This is a genomic window from Marinobacter sp. THAF197a, assembly GCF_009363275.1.
Taxonomy (GTDB): Bacteria; Pseudomonadota; Gammaproteobacteria; order Pseudomonadales; family Oleiphilaceae; genus Marinobacter.
Genome location: NZ_CP045324.1, coordinates 2,307,711 through 2,324,524, shown reverse-complemented (window position 1 = coordinate 2,324,524; position 16,814 = coordinate 2,307,711). Strand labels below are relative to the sequence as shown.

15 protein-coding genes are annotated in these 16,814 nt (G+C 57.0%); 8 read left to right on the top strand and 7 right to left on the bottom strand.

Annotation, left to right across the window (positions count from 1 at the left end; all coding sequences use genetic code 11):
• Positions 1–219 precede the first annotated feature (219 nt).
• A complete protein-coding gene (locus FIV08_RS10750; RefSeq protein WP_152438303.1) occupies positions 220–1,029 on the top strand; it encodes a DUF6160 family protein in 810 nt (269 codons plus the stop codon).
• A 63-nt stretch (positions 1,030–1,092) separates the two neighbouring features.
• On the opposite strand, the gene FIV08_RS10745 is transcribed toward FIV08_RS10750, so the two are convergent.
• From FIV08_RS10745 to FIV08_RS10735, 3 genes are all read right to left on the bottom strand, one after another.
• Positions 1,093–1,887, bottom strand: coding sequence for an ABC transporter ATP-binding protein (locus FIV08_RS10745; RefSeq protein ID WP_061332101.1), 795 nt, complete (start codon positions 1,885–1,887; stop codon positions 1,093–1,095).
• Between the two features lie 9 nt (positions 1,888–1,896).
• The gene (locus tag FIV08_RS10740) at positions 1,897–2,799 is read right to left on the bottom strand and encodes an ABC transporter permease (RefSeq protein WP_106695907.1); all 903 of its coding nucleotides are present in this window, start codon (positions 2,797–2,799) and stop codon (positions 1,897–1,899) included.
• Between the two features lie 66 nt (positions 2,800–2,865).
• Entirely contained in the window at positions 2,866–3,840 is a 975-nt protein-coding gene (locus tag FIV08_RS10735; protein WP_152438302.1) for an ABC transporter substrate-binding protein, read from the bottom strand.
• A gap of 252 nt (positions 3,841–4,092) precedes the next feature.
• Here FIV08_RS10735 and FIV08_RS10730 point away from each other — a divergent pair, with 252 nt between their 5' ends.
• Entirely contained in the window at positions 4,093–5,760 is a 1,668-nt protein-coding gene (locus tag FIV08_RS10730; RefSeq protein ID WP_061332107.1) for an AMP-binding protein, read from the top strand.
• Between the two features lie 87 nt (positions 5,761–5,847).
• Here FIV08_RS10730 and FIV08_RS10725 read toward each other — a convergent pair whose 3' ends face one another.
• Both FIV08_RS10725 and FIV08_RS10720 read right to left on the bottom strand, forming a co-directional pair.
• Entirely contained in the window at positions 5,848–7,536 is a 1,689-nt protein-coding gene (locus tag FIV08_RS10725) for an ABC transporter permease (RefSeq protein WP_152438301.1), read from the bottom strand.
• A gap of 180 nt (positions 7,537–7,716) precedes the next feature.
• Complete coding sequence (locus FIV08_RS10720) at positions 7,717–8,730, bottom strand: Fe(3+) ABC transporter substrate-binding protein (protein WP_152438300.1); 1,014 nt, start codon at positions 8,728–8,730, stop codon at positions 7,717–7,719.
• A 180-nt stretch (positions 8,731–8,910) separates the two neighbouring features.
• On the opposite strand from FIV08_RS10720, the gene FIV08_RS10715 reads away from it, so the two are divergent.
• The 3 genes from FIV08_RS10715 (at position 8,911) to FIV08_RS10705 (ending at position 11,344) form a co-directional block, all read left to right on the top strand.
• Entirely contained in the window at positions 8,911–9,189 is a 279-nt protein-coding gene (locus FIV08_RS10715) for a PilZ domain-containing protein (protein ID WP_152438299.1), read from the top strand.
• A gap of 73 nt (positions 9,190–9,262) precedes the next feature.
• On the top strand, positions 9,263–9,859 hold the full coding sequence (locus tag FIV08_RS10710; protein ID WP_152438298.1) for a hypothetical protein: 597 nt from the start codon (positions 9,263–9,265) through the stop codon (positions 9,857–9,859).
• A 177-nt stretch (positions 9,860–10,036) separates the two neighbouring features.
• Positions 10,037–11,344 (top strand): HD-GYP domain-containing protein, encoded by a 1,308-nt coding sequence (locus tag FIV08_RS10705; RefSeq protein WP_152438297.1) that lies wholly within the window; start codon positions 10,037–10,039, stop codon positions 11,342–11,344.
• On the opposite strand, the gene FIV08_RS10700 is transcribed toward FIV08_RS10705, so the two are convergent.
• Positions 11,334–12,452, bottom strand: a complete 1,119-nt coding sequence (locus FIV08_RS10700) for an organic solvent ABC transporter permease (protein ID WP_152438296.1) — start codon at positions 12,450–12,452, stop codon at positions 11,334–11,336. The genes FIV08_RS10705 and FIV08_RS10700 overlap by 11 nt on opposite strands.
• A gap of 253 nt (positions 12,453–12,705) precedes the next feature.
• Between FIV08_RS10700 and FIV08_RS10695 the strand changes: the two genes are divergently transcribed.
• Genes FIV08_RS10695 through queF form a run of 3 tightly spaced genes read left to right on the top strand, consistent with a single transcriptional unit; the run spans position 12,706 to position 15,263 of the window.
• Entirely contained in the window at positions 12,706–13,656 is a 951-nt protein-coding gene (locus FIV08_RS10695) for an ABC transporter ATP-binding protein (protein WP_152438295.1), read from the top strand.
• Complete coding sequence (locus tag FIV08_RS10690) at positions 13,653–14,426, top strand: ABC transporter permease (RefSeq protein WP_152438294.1); 774 nt, start codon at positions 13,653–13,655, stop codon at positions 14,424–14,426. The genes FIV08_RS10695 and FIV08_RS10690 overlap by 4 nt, the downstream gene beginning before the upstream one ends.
• A gap of 18 nt (positions 14,427–14,444) precedes the next feature.
• Positions 14,445–15,263: an NADPH-dependent 7-cyano-7-deazaguanine reductase QueF gene (gene queF, locus FIV08_RS10685; RefSeq protein ID WP_152438293.1), complete on the top strand. Its 819-nt coding sequence runs from the start codon at positions 14,445–14,447 to the stop codon at positions 15,261–15,263.
• Here queF and FIV08_RS10680 read toward each other — a convergent pair whose 3' ends face one another.
• Positions 15,264–16,703 carry an adenylate/guanylate cyclase domain-containing protein gene (locus FIV08_RS10680; RefSeq protein ID WP_152438292.1) on the bottom strand — a complete coding sequence of 480 codons (1,440 nt, stop codon included), beginning with the start codon at positions 16,701–16,703 and terminating at the stop codon, positions 15,264–15,266.
• Positions 16,704–16,814 lie beyond the last annotated feature (111 nt).

Below are 16,814 nucleotides of genomic sequence, written 5' to 3'. Positions count from 1 at the left end.
GCAACGCGCAAAATCCCTGCTGTGCGGGCGTTCAGCGCGGTTTCGGGGGAATCACTAGATGTTGTGGTTAAAAAGCGTTCAGTGAAAATTGTTGTGATGTGCAAGTTTTTGTGATGTCTGCACGTATCGAGATGCGACGTGTCGGTAGAGTATGAGGGTGGCGTCGTAACACCGCAGTGGCCCGCAGGAAGTGATAACTACTATAAAAGGAAAAGAACAATGAAAGGCCTGAAACCTACCATGCTAGCGCTGTGTGTTGCGGGGGCCGCCCCTGCCGCCATGGCGTTCCAGCCGTTGGATGAAATCTCGATGGGTAACATCACCGGTCAGGCGGGTGTCACTATTGAGCTGGAAACCCGGCTGAATATTGATCGGTTTATCTACACGGATGAGGGATCGTTGGTGATTAACGATATCTCTGTGGGTGGTGCCAACCGTATCGACCTGTTTCCGGAACTGGGCTTTAACCTGACGGGAGCCGGGCCCAGCGACAAGCTGGACAACGTTCGGATCAATATCGACATTGCCAATGACGGCGATGCCATCATCAACATTCTCCCGATGACCTTCGGGGCTGTGGATATGCGCATCACCACCGGAGCCTGGGACCTGACCGGCACCGATGGCAGTACCACCATTATGGATAACTTCCAGATGGACATGCTGATTGGCTCTGGCACCATCCGGGTGGATACCGCCACGGATACCCTGAGGCTGTTAACGGATTTCGCCATCGATGACCTGGACTTTGACATTCCGTTCCTGGCCATGGGTATCCGGGATCTCCGCCTCACCGGGGCCGATTATGATCTGCAGGCGCCCCAGCCTTTGCGGCTGTTCGCCAATGTGGATCTGGATATCTTCAAGGGTGCCAATGCGGCCGGTACGGAGGTTCTGGCCATCGAGATGGACAGCTTCCGGGCTGACCTGAGCATTGGTGGCGTGTTGATTGGTGGCACGTCGATTGGTTCGGTCATGCTGGACGACCTGGCAATTACCAATACCTCGATGCGCATTTACGGCCACTAACGGCTTTAACTGTGTAATAAAAAACGGGGCCTTCGTGGCCCCGTTTTCTATTGCGGAAATGGCTTAGCCCAGTAACAGGCTGTCGTCGTCCACTTCCAGCCCGCGCTGTTTCTCGAACAGGCCGAGCAGGTCTTTCACTTCCAGTCCTTCCCGGTCTTTACCGGCAATGTCGAACACCACCTGGCCCTGGTGCAGCATGACTGTTCGGCTGCCCACTTCCAGCGCTTGCTTCATGCTGTGGGTGACCATCAGGGCGGTCAGCTTCTGTTCTTCAATGATCTTTTGCGTGAGTTCCAGAACAAAGTTGGCGGTTTTCGGGTCCAGAGCCGCGGTGTGCTCGTCCAGCAGCAGGATGCTGGACGGTGTCAGGCTGGCCATCAGCAGGCTAACGGCCTGGCGCTGGCCACCGGAGAGCAGGCCCATCTTGTCGCCCAGGCGGTTTTCCAGGCCCAGCTTCAACGTGGCCAGGCTGTCCCGGAATTGCGGCAGGTACTTGCCTTTTACCGCTGTGGTGAGGCCACGGCGCTGGCCACGCTTGATGGCCAGTGCCAGGTTTTCCTCGATGGACAGGTTCTCACAGGTGCCGGCCAGGGGGTCCTGGAACACCCGCGCCACTCGCGAAGCCCTTTTGTGGGTGGGCAGGCGGGTAACGTCCTGGTTGTCGACAATAATCTGGCCGCTGTCCACCATCACCTCGCCCGAGAGGGCGTTCAGGAAGGTGGATTTGCCGGCCCCGTTACTGCCGATAACGGTCACAAACTCACCCTGGTTAACGGTCAGGCTCATACCCCGCAGTGCCGGGTTTTCCAGTGGCGTACCCTTGCCGAAGGTAAGCCGTAGATCGGTTGCGCTGATCATAGTGCCTCCTCAGGCTTTTTTGCGGCTGAAGCGGTTAGTGAGATTGGTACGAACGCCGGGCAGAACAATCGCCAGGGTAACCAGTACCGCAGTAATCAGGTTCAGATCCTGGGCCTGTAGGCCAAGTACGTCTGCATTCAGTGCGAAGGCAATGGCCAAACGGTAGATGATGGCGCCGATCACGCAGGCCAGCAGGGCACGCATAACGGTAGACGGGGTGAGTACCGCCTCGCCGCCAATCAGGGAAGCCAGGCCAATAACAATCACGCCCACACCCATGGTGACATCGGCGGCGCCCTGGCTCTGGGCGAACAGGGCGCCGGCCAGGCCAACCAGGCCGTTAGACAGGGCTACGCCGAGGATAATCATACCGCCGGTGGCAATGCCCTGTGCCCGCGCCATGCGGGCGTTGGAGCCGGTAGCGCGCATCGCCAGGCCGGTTTCCGATTTCATGAAGCGCCACAGCAGCACCAGGGATACCGCCACAACGATCAGGAACAGAATCACCGGTACCTGATGGAACTCCAGGCCCAGGGAATACCAGGGCGTCAGCACCGTTTCTTCTGATAATAAGGCGATATTCGGCCGGCCCATGATGCGCAGGTTTACCGAGTACAGCGCGATCATGGTCAGGATGGAGGCCAGCAGGTTCAGGATGTTGAGTTTGACGTTCAGGATGGCTGTTACAGCACCTGCCGCCATGCCTGCCAGCGCGGCGAAGCCGGTGGCAACCCACGGGTTCCAGCCTTCCAGGATCAGAACGGCGGCTACGGCGGCACCCAGGGGGAAGCTGCCGTCCACTGTCAGGTCGGGGAAGTCGAGAACACGGAAAGAGAGGTAAATACCAAAGGCAACCAGGCCGTAGATCAGGCCGGTTTCAAGAGCACCGTAGAATGCAATTTCACTGAGCATGGGTAGTTAATCACCGTGAAAGAAAACGGGCGGGCCCTTGTGGGGTCCGCCCGTGTTGGTCAGGCGTTACTTGTCGCTTTTGACGACTTCTTTTGCGTCCTGGATGAGGTCTTCGGACAGGGTAATACCCATGCGCTCACCGGCGGCCGGGTTTACGTAAAGGTCCAGCTCTTCCATGGTTTCAACGGGCATGTCGGCGGTGCCGGCACCTTCCAGAATGCGCACAACCATGGCGCCGGTCTGGCGGCCGTGGTTGTAGTAGTTGAAACCGAGAGCGGCAACCGCGCCACGCTCAACAGTGGCGGTGTCTGCCGCGAATACCGGAATCTTGGACCGCTCGCCAACGGAAATCACCGCTTCGGCAGCACTGATCACGGTGTTGTCGGTGGTCAGGTAGATGGCATCTACCTTGCCGACCAGCGAGCGGGCCGCACCCAGCACTTCAGAGGTCTTGGTGGCAGCACCTTTAACCAGTTGCATGTCGCGGGCCGCCAGGCGCTCTTCAAGCAGATCAATCAGGGCGGCGGCATTCGCTTCACCGGGGTTGTAAACGGTGCCGATGCGCTTGGCATCCGGCATGATGCGCTGGAGCATGTCCAAATGCTTCTCAATAGGCAGCATGTCGCTTACGCCTGTGATATTGGCGCCCGGTGTCTCAAGGCTCTGGACCAGTTTGGCCGCCACCGGGTCTGTCACTGCTGAGAAGACAACCGGAATGTTGCGGGCTGCGGCTGCTACGGTCTGGGCAGACGGGGTAGCGATGGCAACAATCACGTCCGGGCTTTCACCCACAAACTTGCGGGCAATCTGGGAGGCAATCGCTGAGTTGCCCTGGGCGCTTTCGTGCATCAGGCGAAGGTTTTCACCCACGCGGTAGCCGCGCTCGGCCAGTTCATCTTTGATGCCTTCATGAGCGGCATCCAGTGCCGGGTGCTCAACAATCTGCGTGATGGCAACTACACGGGTTTCTTCAGCCTGAACCAGGCTTGCTGCTGCCAGCAGCGAAGCGCCGATCAGGGTGCGCAAGGTCTTCTTGGCCATATGCCCATCTCCGAGTCAGTGACTGATGTCCCCGTTTGCCGGGGCGGAAAAATGAAAGTGCGCAAGTTTACCACAGGGATATAGGTTTCGGGGTAGGGATGGGCGATACTTTATCAGTTGCTATTGCGCATTTGTCTGAAATGCAGATATTTTGGTTTTGTCACGTTTTGACGTGCAGGGGTGTGTTGAAATAGGCTACGAAAGTCTAATAATACGATACCCCCCAACTATAAAGACAAACTAGGAAGGTCCATGGACACAACAAACAAACTTCCCCTCGATATGCTTTACCACTGGGAAGCCACGAAAGCTGATTCCCCTTACATGACTCAGCCGATTGGCAACGGCAAGGTGGTTGAATACACCTGGGGCCGGGCAATTGATGAAGCCCGCAGGATGGCATCCTACCTGAAGTCCCTTAACCTGCCGGAAAAGAGCCGTATTGGTCTTATTTCGAAGAACTGCGCGCAATGGATCATGACCGACTGGGCGATCTGGTTGGCCGGCCATATTTCCGTACCCCTGTACCCAACCCTGAATGCGGATACCGTCAACTACATCCTGAACCACGCCGAATGCGAGGTTCTGTTTGTGGGCAAGCTGGACGACTGGGACAGCATGAAGCCGGGTGTTCCGGATTCCGTGCGTTGCATTTCCTACCCCCTGAGCCCGCCCAACGATTTCGAGACCTGGGACGACATCGTGGCCAAATACCCGCCGCTGGAAGGCCAGGTACACCGTGAGCCGGAAGAGCTGGCAACCATTGTGTACACCTCTGGCAGCACTGGTCGGCCCAAGGGTGTAATGCTCAGCTTCGAAAACATGGCGTTTGCCGCTGCTGGTGGCATTGAGACTCTGGGTGTGGGCCCCGAGGAGCGCATGTTGTCTTACCTGCCGCTGGCCCACGTGTTCGAACGTACCTTTGTGGAGTTGGGCTCTCTGTATGCCGGTTTCCATCTGTACTTTGCTGAGTCCCTGGATACATTTGTTCAGGATCTGCAGCGGGCGCAGCCGACGCTGTTCCTGTCTGTGCCTCGCCTGTGGGTGAAGTTCCAGCACGGCGTGTTGCAGAAGGTGCCCAAGCAGAAGCTGGAGCGCTTGCTGAAGATTCCGTTGGTCAACAAACTGATCAAGAAGAAAGTCCTCAAAGGGCTGGGCCTGGACAAGGTCAAGCTGGCGGGCTCCGGCTCCGCGCCGCTGTCCAACGATGTGCTGGACTGGTACCGCAACCTGGGCCTGGAGCTGCTGGAAGGCTACGGCATGTCTGAGAACTTCGCCTACTCGCACATGAACAAGCCGGGCCGTACCCGTACCGGTTACGTGGGCGAGGCGCTGCCAGGTGTTGAGGTGAAAATCAGCGAGCAGGGCGAAGTGTTGGTGAAGAGCCCGGCCACCATGATGGGTTACTACAAGGACGAAGAGAAAACCAAGGAAACCTTCACCGAAGATGGCTTCCTGAAGACTGGCGACAAGGGCGAAATCGACGAGATGGGCCGCCTGAAGCTGACCGGCCGCATCAAGGAGATCTTCAAAACCAGCAAGGGCAAGTACATTGCCCCTGCGCCGATTGAGAATCGCCTGATGTCGCACGACGCCATCGAAATGGTATGTGTGTCTGGTGCCAACCAGACCCAGCCCCATGCCCTGGTGCTCCTGGGTGAGGAGATTCGCCCGAAGATGGCCGATGAAAGCTTCCGCAAGGAAATTGAAGAGAGCTTCACTCAGCTGATCAAAGACGTGAACAAGACCGTTGATCCCCACGAGCAACTGGCGTTCATTACTGTGGTCAGCGATGAGTGGTCCATCGAGAACAGCTTCCTGACCCCGACGCTGAAGCTCAAGCGTAACGTAGTTGAAGACGCTTACCAGGAGAAAGTGGATAGCTGGTACGCGAAGAAGCAGCCGGTTATCTGGCAGTAACCGCAGAACGCTCCACGCGGTAAACAAGAAGGCCCGGCAAATTGCCGGGCCTTCTTGTTTCTGAATCCGCTACGGAGCACGCCGAAATCAGGTCATGGTTCTGGAATTGGAGATGGACCGGCTCATCAGAATGATCGGAATGATGCCTGCCAGCACGATGATCAGGGAGGGCAGTGCGCTGTGGTACAGCTGCTCATCCGAAGCAAACTGGTACACATAGGTGGCCAGGGTTTCGTAGTTGAATGGGCGCAGTATCAGGGTGGCGGGCAGTTCTTTCATGCAGTCTACAAACACCACCAGGGCCGCTGTCACCAGGGTGCCCCTGAGCATGGGCAGGTGCACCTTCACCAGGGTTTTACCGGGTGTGTGACCCAGTGAGCGCGAGGCCATGTCCATGCTCGGTGTGACCTTCTGAAGGGCACTTTCAACACTGCCGGCGGAAACCGCCAAAAAGCGAACCGTGTAGGCAAACACCAGGGCAAAGGCGGTGCCGCTCAGCAGCAGGCCGGTGCTGAAACCAAAGTAATCCCGCATCAGGCCATCGAACCAGTTGTCGAAGCCGGCCAGGGGAATAATCACACCAACCGCAAGCACCGCGCCGGGCATGGCGTAACCCAGGCTGGAAAGGCGCATCAGCACCTGCATGCCTCGGGTATTGTGCAGCCGGCGGCTGTAGGCGAGGGTAACACCAATCAGCAGGGTGGTCAGCGCTGCGGTACCAGACAGGAACAGGCTGTTAAAGGTGTTGCGAATGAAGTTCGGGTTCCAGCTTTCATCAAAGTATTCCCAGGCGTAGTAGCCAAGGGTGGCGCCCGGAATAATGAAACCGAAGATCAGAGGGACGGCGCATACGGCCAGGCAAATCATCTGGCGCGGAAAAGACATGGTAAAGCGGTGGATGGGGTCGCGGTTATCCCGGGCGGCAAACTGTTGCTGGCGCCGGCGGGAGTAACGCTCCAGGGTAACCAGGATCACCACGAACATAAGCATGGTGGTGGCGATCTGGGCCGCTCCGCCCAGGTTGCCCAGGTTCATCCAGGTATCGAACAGGCCCAGGGTGAGGGTTTGTACGGCGAAGAAGTCGACGGTGCCGAAGTCGTTCAGGGTTTCCATCAACACCAGTGACAAACCTACCGCGATAGCAGGGCGGGCAATGGGCAGCACTACCCGGAAAAACGTACTGATCGCGGAATGGCCAAGACTGCGGCTGACCGCAAACAGTGACGGCGATTGCTCCATGAAGGCCGCGCGGCCCAGGAGATAAACGTAAGGGTAGAGCACCAGGCCGATCATCAGGACAGCCCCTTCCAGGCTGCGAATCTCCGGGAACCAGTAGTCTGCGGCGCTTTGCCAGCCAAACCATTCCCGTAGGGCTTTCTGGACCGGACCGGCGTAGTCGAGCAGGCTGGTATAAACGTAGGCAATCACGTAGGCCGGCACCGCAAAGGGCAGCAGCAGGGCCCATTCGAAGAATTTTCGCCCCGGGAACTCGCACACGGTGACCGCCCAGGCGGTGGAAAGCCCGATGATCAATGTGAGAATGCCCACGCCAATCATCAGCTTGATGGTGGTTGTGAGGTAGCGGGGCAGGGTGGTTTCCATCAGGTGTGGCCAGATGTTCTCATCAGGGAACAAGGCCAGGTAAAGCACAGAGAAGACGGGTAAAGCGACAATGGCCGTGGTGATCAGGGCACTGATCATCCATCGTTTTGAGGTGCGTTTGGCCAGAAGTGGTTGCGAAAGCCCCGGATTGGCACTGGAAACGACCTCGGTCATGCTTGTCCCGTTATGGAAGTGGTGATGAGAAGAATTGCGATTTTAGATACTGAGGGGGCTCACTGCAATGACGGGGGTCATTTCTGTCTCTGAAATAGGTACTAAAAAGGGTACCAACGTACTGTTGGTACCCTTTCTGATAGGCGCCTGATGTCGGCGCCAGTTGGCCTGCCGTTCCGGTTAGCCGTCGTAGTCGACGCGATCAATCAGGCGAACGGCTGCGTTGCGGTTGTTGGCAATTTCCTGCAGCGACAGGTTGTCCGGGTTCATTTCGCCCCACTCAGCAACCATGCCGGTTGGCTTGACTTCCGGGTTTGCCGGGTACTCAGAGTTGGCCTCGGCGTAGATACGCTGTGCGCTCGGTGAGGACAGGAACTCGATCAGCTTGATGGCGTTGGCCTTGTTGGGCGCGCTCTGGGTCAGGGAAATACCACTGATGTTCACGTGGGTGCCACGATCGTTAGCATTCGGGAACACCAGATTGACCTGCTCGGCGGTCGGGCGCTGGTTTTCGTCCATCAGCATGTTGCCGTAGTAATAGCTGTTACCCAGGGCAAGGTCGCACACGCCTTCGGCAATGGCTTTGATCTGGTCACGATCGCCGCCTTGGGGCTTGCGTGCCAGGTTGTCTTTAACGCCCTGGAGCCACTCCTGAGCTTTTTCTTCGCCATGATGGGCGATCATGGAAGACACCAGCGCTACGTTGTACGGGTGCTTGCCGCTACGGGTGCAGATGCGCCCTTTCCATTTTGCATCGGTCAGGTCTTCGTAGGTGCTGATTTCGCCTTCTTCAACCCGATCTTTGGAGGTGAAGATCAGGCGGCCACGGGTGGTCAGTGCAAACCACTTGCCGTCCGGGTGGCGCAGGTTTTCCGGAATGTTCTTATTAATGGTGTCGCTGTCTACTTCCGCGACCAGGTTTTTTTCAACCAGCTCGTTGATGCGGGAAATGTCGACCGTCATCACCACGTCGGCTGGGCTGTTACGGCCCTCACGTTCCAGACGTTCTGCCAGACCCTGCTTGGCGAAGACAACGTTGGTCTTGATGCCGGTTTCATCGGTAAAGGCATCCAACAGCGGCTCCAGCAGATAAGCCTGGCGGTAGGAATAGATGTTTACTTCGCCATCGGCGGTGGCAGCCATCGGTGTGGCGGTCAGGGCGATGGCAACAGCGGCTGCTAGTTTCATTCGCATAGTGTTTTCCTTCCTTTTGTTTGGCTCACCTGATAGATAAACTCACAGGCAGTTAAAAACGACAACTATTCTCATTGCTATCACGGTTTGAGTCAATAACGCCGGAGGGATATTTGTGTAAAAATGGTGTTATGCTTGATAACACTATAAAAAACAGGCCAAAAACAGGGTTCCCGGGGTATGGTAGACAACGATCGCAGAGTGCACAGCCGCACCGCTTTGAGTGCGAAAGTTAAGGTGGTACACGAACAGTTTGGTGAATTCGTGTTTTCAACCCGCGATATCTCGGACGGAGGCGTATTCATCGTGCTCAACGACGAGCCTTTTTCGCCGCAATTAGGTGACAAGGTAACCGTGCAGGTGCAGGGTTTACCGGTGCCGGCACCCATACTGGATATGGTGGTGGTAAGGCAGACCAACGACGGTTTTGGCCTGCAGTTTGACCAGAATGATGAATAGTCCGTGGAATGTCCCCGCCCAATCCCGATAATGGAAGTCTTCGAGTCTGAGTTTTGAAAGGACGGCTTTACTGATGACTTTCGCTTTTTCAGGGCGTTCCGGGCTAGTGGCGGTGTTGTGTTCATTGCTTGTGTTGAACGGCTGCGCCAGTTACTACACACACTATGCGATGTTCCCGGCCGAGACCTCCGCAGGCGAAACCCGCCAGGTGAGGGTGTCCTGGCAAAGTGCCGAATACCCCGGCTGGTGGCTGGCCAACAACAAGGCGACGCCTATCCGGCTGGAAACCCAGTGCAGCGAAAGGGTGTGGCGTATCACTGACCAGAACCACAGTGATAGCGGCGCCTGTGCCGAGGGGATCAGAGCCTGTGGTGAGCCCGGGAAAGACCGAATCGCAGCCACTGGCCAGCCGGCTACTGGCAAGGATGTGTGTGTGGCGGTTGAGCAGGGAGCGCCCCTGCAGGGTGTCGCCGATATCGGGTCGAGTTTCGGCCTGCTGGTGAGCTGCCGGCCGGAGTCTGTAGTGGTTAAGCGGGGTGATGACGAGGTAAACATGGATTACCTGCGTCCGTCGCCGGTTGCTTATACCGTTCACGCCAGAAAAGTTCCCAGGGGCACGCTCAGCGCCCGCCTGCCATCGTTCAACGAAAATGAGTGCAAAGAAGACTGACGAGTGTGGCATTCGCCCTGTGATGCGGTTCACGATGCTACATTCCGTTGCGGTTTGATAACTTGCGTTACGCCTTGTTTCCTTTCTGTGGTGTTTGGATACCAAACTGTAATGGTGTCTTTCAACCAGAGTGGCAAACTGGTTTGTATCCAATAGTCCAGTTTTCTGAGGTGTGCGGTGGGAGTCCAGCAGAAGAAAATCGCGGTTCATGATCTGGAGGTCGGCATGTTCGTGTCTGACCTGGATCGGCCGTGGCATCAGACCCCATTCCCCATTCAGGGCTTCTATATCCGCTCCCAGAACGACATTCGGGCGCTGGTTTCCCACTGCAAGTGGGTAATGGTCGATGTGGCTGAGAGCCGGGATTCTGTCGCCCTGAGCAAAGAGACAGGCAAATCCTTCCGTAAGGCGCCCACCAGCCGTACTAACGGCCGGGAGGAGCTGCAATTGGCTCCGTTAAGTATTCGTGAGCCAGTCACCTACCAGACCGCTACCACGCTCAAAAGAGAAGTAAAGGCTTCCCGCCGTTTGCTGGCGGATGCCGAGAAAGCGCTCAAGGAGACATTCGCGACAGCCCATTCTGGCCAGATGCCGGATCTTAGGCCGGCTGCCGAGGTGGCCCGTAAAATGGTGGCAAGTGTTGCCCGCCAGCCGGATGCGTTGTTGTGGCTGAGCCGCACCCGACAGTATGACGATTACATCTATCGCCATGCGATCAATACCGCCGTTTGGGCGTTGGTCTGTGGTCGTCAGCTTGGTCTGAATGAGGGCCTGCTGAACCATCTTGGCACCGGTTGTTTGTTGTCTCAGGTGGGCAAGACGGAGCTGCCGAAAGACCTGCTGATGCGCGAGCATCAACTCGGGCCGGAGGAATACGCGGAGTATCGTAGCTACGTAACCCGGGGCGTGAAGCTGCTTGAACACGCCGGCTTGTCACGTGCGGTGATGAGTGTGGTGCAGGGGCATCGGGAACGTCACAACGGTTCCGGTTTCCCGCACGGGATCCGTGGCGACCGCATTCCGCTGCTGGCCAAGGTGGCAGGCATCGCTGAGTTTTTTGAATCGATGACGGCACCCCGCGATGACCAACAACCGTTGACCCCGGCTAAAGCAGTTTCCCTGCTGTACGACATGCGCAATATCGAATTCCAGGAGGACCTGGTTGAGGCCTTTATCCAGTCGATTGGTATCTATCCGACCGGTTCACTGGTGGAGCTGTCTGATGGGCAGCGGGGTGTGGTGGTTTCCCACTCGCCGGAGCGTCGTTTGTGGCCCCGGGTGATGGTGATGCAGGGCCCGGATTGCCAGCCTCTGAAGTCAGCAAAGATTATTGATTTGGCGAAATTCAACCAATCCCGTCCTGCGTCGGAAGCGCTGACAGTGCGGGACTGCCTGCCCCACGGAACAGAGGGACTGGACCCAGCCCTTTACGATGTTACCGGTGGCGAATCCCGGTGGTCGCTGAACAGTCTGATCAATCGATAACTACCCGCAATTGCTTGCGCACCCAGCGGTAGGTGTTGCCTGGTCTGAAGTTGATCAGCAGTTCCGATTCTCCGCCGCTGGGCCCGGCCACAAAGTAGTCTACGTCTGCGTCTTGCCAGCTCCAGGAATGGACAACGACATCCTGCTCCCGTTTGCTGATTGCCTCCAACTGGGCTAATTCAGGCTCCCCGCCGATCTTGCGGATGGCAACCGTCTTGATTTCGGTGTCGCTGGCGCCATGGTTGGCTTTATGGTCTGCCAGGTAATAGCGGCGCCCGATTTCCCGGGTGATGGCATTCAGCTCCCGGCGTAGATAGGTTCTGGCCCGTTCGTTGTCTGCATCTTCCAGGGTCCTTACGGCCTGGAGAATCCGGTTACGCAGGTTCTCCAGGTCTTCCCGGTAGTCGGTGTCCGGATCAATGTCGTCGTCGTTTTCCGGCCGTGGCGGTGCGTTGTTGATGTCGTCGTCTGTGGGTGGGGCGGAGCAAAGCTCGTCGTCTTCCGGGTAGAAGCAGATCTGCGCCAGCAGTTGATTGGCGGGTGAGTCCTCGGCGGTAAACTCCCCCTGGTTGACGTTAAAATCCACGGCATTGGGCAGGTCAGGGTCGCTTAGCGCTGCGTTGAGCTGGTCAATCACTCTGGTGCGAATATCAATGCCTGAGCCTTCAGGTACATTCTCTGTCCAGTTCAGGGCCATCAGGAATCGCGTCATATTCAGCAGGGTGATGTTGTTGAGCTGCTGTTGTTCGCTGATGGTGTGGTCCCGAAGTTCCTCGTCATTTACGCCGGGGGTGTGGAGGGCGTCCCGGGTCTCTGGCAGAAATTCGAGAAAGGTTACGTATTCCCGTGCCGGAACGTCAGAGACAATGGGTAGATTGCCAACGTTGAACGACAGGGTTTCGCCGGGATAGTAGCGGAACCGGCCCTGATCGTCCGTTGTGCCGGTCTGGCTGGCGGTTTGGTAACCGAGACCACTAACCCCCAGAAAGTGCACGCGCCCGGTACTGGTGTCGTCTGAGCCGGAACTGCCACCGCTGTCCAGGCAACCTGCCAGAACAAATGCAGCGGAAAAAGGTAAGAGCAGGCGGGTGAGGTGAACGAATCTCATAGTGTGTCGTACAATCCCTTCGCGTTGGCCTGGCGCATCCGGTGCCGGGTGTCAGGCTTTTTGTAAGTTGTTGTAACAGCATTATAGGGAGGGCGGCAGAGGTATATCGGGAAACCTGTCGCAGTTTCTGCGTTTGCCAGTGGTCTGCCTGGTTGTGCTCACCCCCTTGATTTTCGTCAGATCGCCACAATCACATAGCTCTCTACCTATTTGCCGGTTTCGGCACACGTTCCTCTCAGATAACGGTTTGGTTATGACCTACGCATTGGAAATTGAAGGGCTGGTCAAAAGCTACAGCAGTGGCTTTCAGGCGCTTAAGGGGATTGATCTGCAGGTACAGGAAGGCGATTTTTTCGCACTTCTGGGCCCGAATGGCGCCGGAAAATCCACCACTCTGGGCATCGTGTCTTCGTTGGTGAACAAATCCGGTGGCCGGGTGAGGGTGTTTGGCCATGACATCGATACCGATCTGTCCGCCGCAAAGCTGAACCTTGGCGTGGTGCCACAGGAGTTCAATTTCAACCAGTTTGAAAAGGTCTTCGACATAGTCACCACCCAGGCCGGTTACTACGGCATTCCACTCAAGCAGGCCAGGATCTCGGCGGAGAAGTACCTCCGGAAACTGGGCTTGTGGGACAAGCGCGACACCCCGTCGCGGATGCTGTCTGGCGGCATGAAGCGGCGGCTGATGATTGCCCGTGCGCTGGTCCATGAACCACGCCTGCTGATTCTCGATGAGCCCACCGCCGGCGTTGATATTGAGCTGCGTCGCTCCATGTGGCAGTTCCTGGAAGAGATGAACCGCCAGGGCACTACCATCATTCTGACCACCCATTATCTTGAAGAAGCCGAGGCGCTTTGCCGCAATATTGCGATCATTGATCATGGCGAGATTATCCGGCACACCAGTAAGCGTGAGCTGCTGAAACAGCTGAGTGTGGAAACCTTCGTGCTGGATCTCGAGCAGCCGGTTGATGCCGCCCCGGAGCTCGAAGGATTTCATTGCGAACTCAACGACGACGGAGCACTGGAGGCCGAGGTGGCCAAAGGGCAGGGCCTGAACGCCCTCTTTGTTGAACTGGAAAAGAAGGGCATCAAAGTGATCAGTATGCGTACCAAAGCCAACCGGCTGGAGGAGTTGTTTGTGCGCATGGTGGAAGACAACGCCCGTGAGACCAACCGGCAGGCGGAGGTGAAGGCGTGACGTTACAGGCACTGTGGACCGCGTTTTACACCATCGTACTCCGGGAGATTCGCCGGTTTACCCGGATATGGCCCCAGACTCTGTTGCCGCCTGCGGTCACCATGACGCTGTATTTTATTATCTTCGGCAACCTGATCGGCTCGCGCATTGGTGAAATGGGCGGGTACGACTATATGCAGTTCATTGTGCCGGGGCTGATCATGATGGCGGTGATCACCAACTCCTACGCCAACGTGGTGTCGTCGTTTTTTTCCATGAAGTTTCAGCGCAGCATTGAGGAGCTTCTGGTGTCGCCGGTTCCCAACTGGACTATCCTGGCCGGTTACGTGGCGGGCGGTATGGCCCGGGGGCTGAGTATTGGCCTGGTGGTTACCTTGCTGTCTCTTGCTTTTACCCGGTTATCGATTCACAGCCTGCCCATCGTGGTAGTGACGGTATTCCTGACATCGGCGTTGTTTTCCCTGGGTGGCTTCATCAATGCCATGCTGGCGACCAAGTTTGATGATATTTCCATTGTGCCCACGTTTGTGCTGACACCGCTGACGTACCTTGGTGGGGTGTTCTACAGCATCGATATGTTGCCGGGGTTCTGGCAGGGCGTGTCGATGGCCAACCCTATACTGTATATGGTGAATGGTTTCCGCTTCGGCATACTGGGTGTTTCGGACGTTAATCCGTTTGTCTCCCTTGGTATGATTCTGGTTTTCATTGTCCTTTTGGCGACCATTGCATTGCGTATGCTTGCCCGGGGCAAGGGTATCCGCCACTGACAGGTTTCAGGAAAAACTATGGCTTTGCACAATGCGCCGCTGGGAAAGGCCAGCGACTATCCGGATCAGTACGATCCGTCTCTGTTGTTCCCGGTTGCCCGTGAGGAAAACCGCCGCCGTATCGGGCTGGAGGATGGCCGCTGGCCGTGGTTTGGTGAGGACCTCTGGCAGGCGTGGGAGATCTCCTGGTTGCGCCCGGGCGGCGTGCCAGCAGTTGCCTGGGGGGAGATCCGCTTTCCGGCGGCGTCGCCGTCGATTATCGAAAGTAAATCCCTGAAGCTCTATCTGAATTCCCTGAACCAGGCGGTGTTCTCATCGGCGGATCAGGTTGCCGAGACCATTACCGCCGACCTGTCCAGCGCCTGTGGCGCCGCCGTGGCTGTGCGGCTGTTCAGTGTCGACGAATCCGCCCCTGCGGAAGGTCGGCCGCAGGGCTATGAGCTGATTGATGACGAGCCGGTAGACGATGTGGTTTACGAATACTCGGCGGATTCACTCAGCGCAGGCGAGGAAGTGGTCAGCGAGCAGCTGTGTTCCCACTTGCTGAAAAGCAATTGCCCGGTCACTGGCCAGCCTGACTGGGCCAGCGTGTTCATTCGTTATACCGGCCCGAAGATAGATCGTGCTGGTTTGCTGCGTTATGTGGTCAGTTTTCGCCAGAAGCAGGATTTCCATGAGCATTGCGTGGAAACCGTGTTTACGGATTTGATGGCCCGGTGTCAGCCAACGGAATTGATGGTTTGTGCCCGTTACACGCGGCGTGGAGGGCTGGATATCAACCCGTGGCGCAGCACCTGTGCAGAGGGTGATGCCGGACCGAGGTTGGTCCGGCAGTAGTTAGTCGGCGTCGTCTTCCTGACGCAGCCTGTCGGCTGCGTCTTCAAGGGCAGCGAGTACCTCTCTGCGTTCCCTTTCGGTGATCTTGTCGGAGTCCAGGTACATGGCAAAGCCGCTGTGTTCATGTTCCAGGAAGCTGCGGTTCGGGCCCATATCCCGGCGGAAGTCCACCACTTCGTAAATGGGTACGGGCTTACCGAAGCCCTTCACGGTGATCTCGCCTTTGTCCCGGCACATGATGCGGTCTTTGATCAGAGAGAAGGTCTCGTAGGACACCAGAATCTCGCCAGGTTCTGCGAGGCTTTCCAGCCGGCTGGCCAGGTTCACTTCCTTGCCGATGATGGTGTAGTCCATCCGGTTTTCGGCACCGAAGTTGCCCACCGTGGTGTATCCGGTGCTGATACCCATACGGATCTCAAGCGGGGTTTTGATGCCCTGGCTCCGCCATTTCTGGCGCATGATCTTCATATGCTTGCGCATGTCGATGGCCATGGACACACAAGCAAAGGCGTCTTCCCGTTGGCCACGGCTGGTAGGGTCGCCAAAAAAGATCATGATGGAATCGCCGACGAATTTGTCGATGGTGCCACCGTATCGGAGAGCGACTTCCGACATTTCATTGAAGTAGTGATTGAGCAGTTCGGTCAGGGCTTCGGGTTCCATTTCCTCAGACAGTTCGGTGAAGCCCTTGATGTCGGAGAAGAACACGGCCAGTTTTTTGCGCTGGGTTTCCAGCCGAACATCACGCTCGCCGGTAAAGATGGATTGCCAGACCTGCGGCGACAGGTATTTGGATAGCTTGTGGGAGAGCGCGATAGACTGTTCACGCTGGTTCTGGATCTGGGTTTTTGCCAACAACAGTGTGCGGGCCTGTTGGTGGGAGTAGTAGGCGGTTACGCAGATATAGACGCCGGTAGAGGCCAGGGCCAGGATGCTGGTCAGCAGCGGCGACTGCAGGCTGTCGGCAACGCCGAAGGTGGCTGCAGACGCCGCAAGTGAGGCGAGCATGAGTACAGTGCCGAACAGCCACTGGCGGATACCGCCAACAATCAGACAACTGAACATCAGCATTAACAATATTGACACCGAGGGAATGGCAATCAGGCCGATAAGTCCGATGAAGGTGCCACCAATAACGCAGTCCAGAAACAGCATCTTCTGCCGGATTCGTGGTGAGCGGCGAAGAAACGTACGCCGGGTCAGCAAATGGGCGATGTGCGGCCAGGTAAGTGCGCCGGCCACAAACCACAGTAGCCATTGCTGAAATACGCCCTGGAGGATTCCGGCGACAATAATCGCGGCCGTTGCGGTGTAGGCGATGATTCGGCCGTTATAATCCGGCATGGGCGGAATGGCCACGGTGTGGTCGTGGATGTCCGCGGAAGCGAGTTTACCCGCGCTGCTGGCGACATTGCGCAAATCGGCCTGTGCGCTCATCATGTCAGAACCGAGTCTTCCCGGTGGCAGGAATACAGGTCCCTGCGGTTGCGAAAAGCTTGTTGGTCACTCATTGTATGCCGCCGAACACGTTATCGTTGTTGGTGGTTATTT

Coding starts and splice junctions, on each gene's coding strand:
- FIV08_RS10750 (WP_152438303.1), top strand. CDS start 220: ATGAAAGGCCTGAAACCTACCATGCTAGCGCTGTGTGTTGCGGGGGCC.
- FIV08_RS10745 (WP_061332101.1), bottom strand. CDS start 1,887: ATGATCAGCGCAACCGATCTACGGCTTACCTTCGGCAAGGGTACGCCA.
- FIV08_RS10740 (WP_106695907.1), bottom strand. CDS start 2,799: ATGCTCAGTGAAATTGCATTCTACGGTGCTCTTGAAACCGGCCTGATC.
- FIV08_RS10735 (WP_152438302.1), bottom strand. CDS start 3,840: ATGGCCAAGAAGACCTTGCGCACCCTGATCGGCGCTTCGCTGCTGGCA.
- FIV08_RS10730 (WP_061332107.1), top strand. CDS start 4,093: ATGGACACAACAAACAAACTTCCCCTCGATATGCTTTACCACTGGGAA.
- FIV08_RS10725 (WP_152438301.1), bottom strand. CDS start 7,536: ATGACCGAGGTCGTTTCCAGTGCCAATCCGGGGCTTTCGCAACCACTT.
- FIV08_RS10720 (WP_152438300.1), bottom strand. CDS start 8,730: ATGCGAATGAAACTAGCAGCCGCTGTTGCCATCGCCCTGACCGCCACA.
- FIV08_RS10715 (WP_152438299.1), top strand. CDS start 8,911: ATGGTAGACAACGATCGCAGAGTGCACAGCCGCACCGCTTTGAGTGCG.
- FIV08_RS10710 (WP_152438298.1), top strand. CDS start 9,263: ATGACTTTCGCTTTTTCAGGGCGTTCCGGGCTAGTGGCGGTGTTGTGT.
- FIV08_RS10700 (WP_152438296.1), bottom strand. CDS start 12,452: ATGAGATTCGTTCACCTCACCCGCCTGCTCTTACCTTTTTCCGCTGCA.
- FIV08_RS10695 (WP_152438295.1), top strand. CDS start 12,706: ATGACCTACGCATTGGAAATTGAAGGGCTGGTCAAAAGCTACAGCAGT.
- queF (WP_152438293.1), top strand. CDS start 14,445: ATGGCTTTGCACAATGCGCCGCTGGGAAAGGCCAGCGACTATCCGGAT.
- FIV08_RS10680 (WP_152438292.1), bottom strand. CDS start 16,703: ATGATGAGCGCACAGGCCGATTTGCGCAATGTCGCCAGCAGCGCGGGT.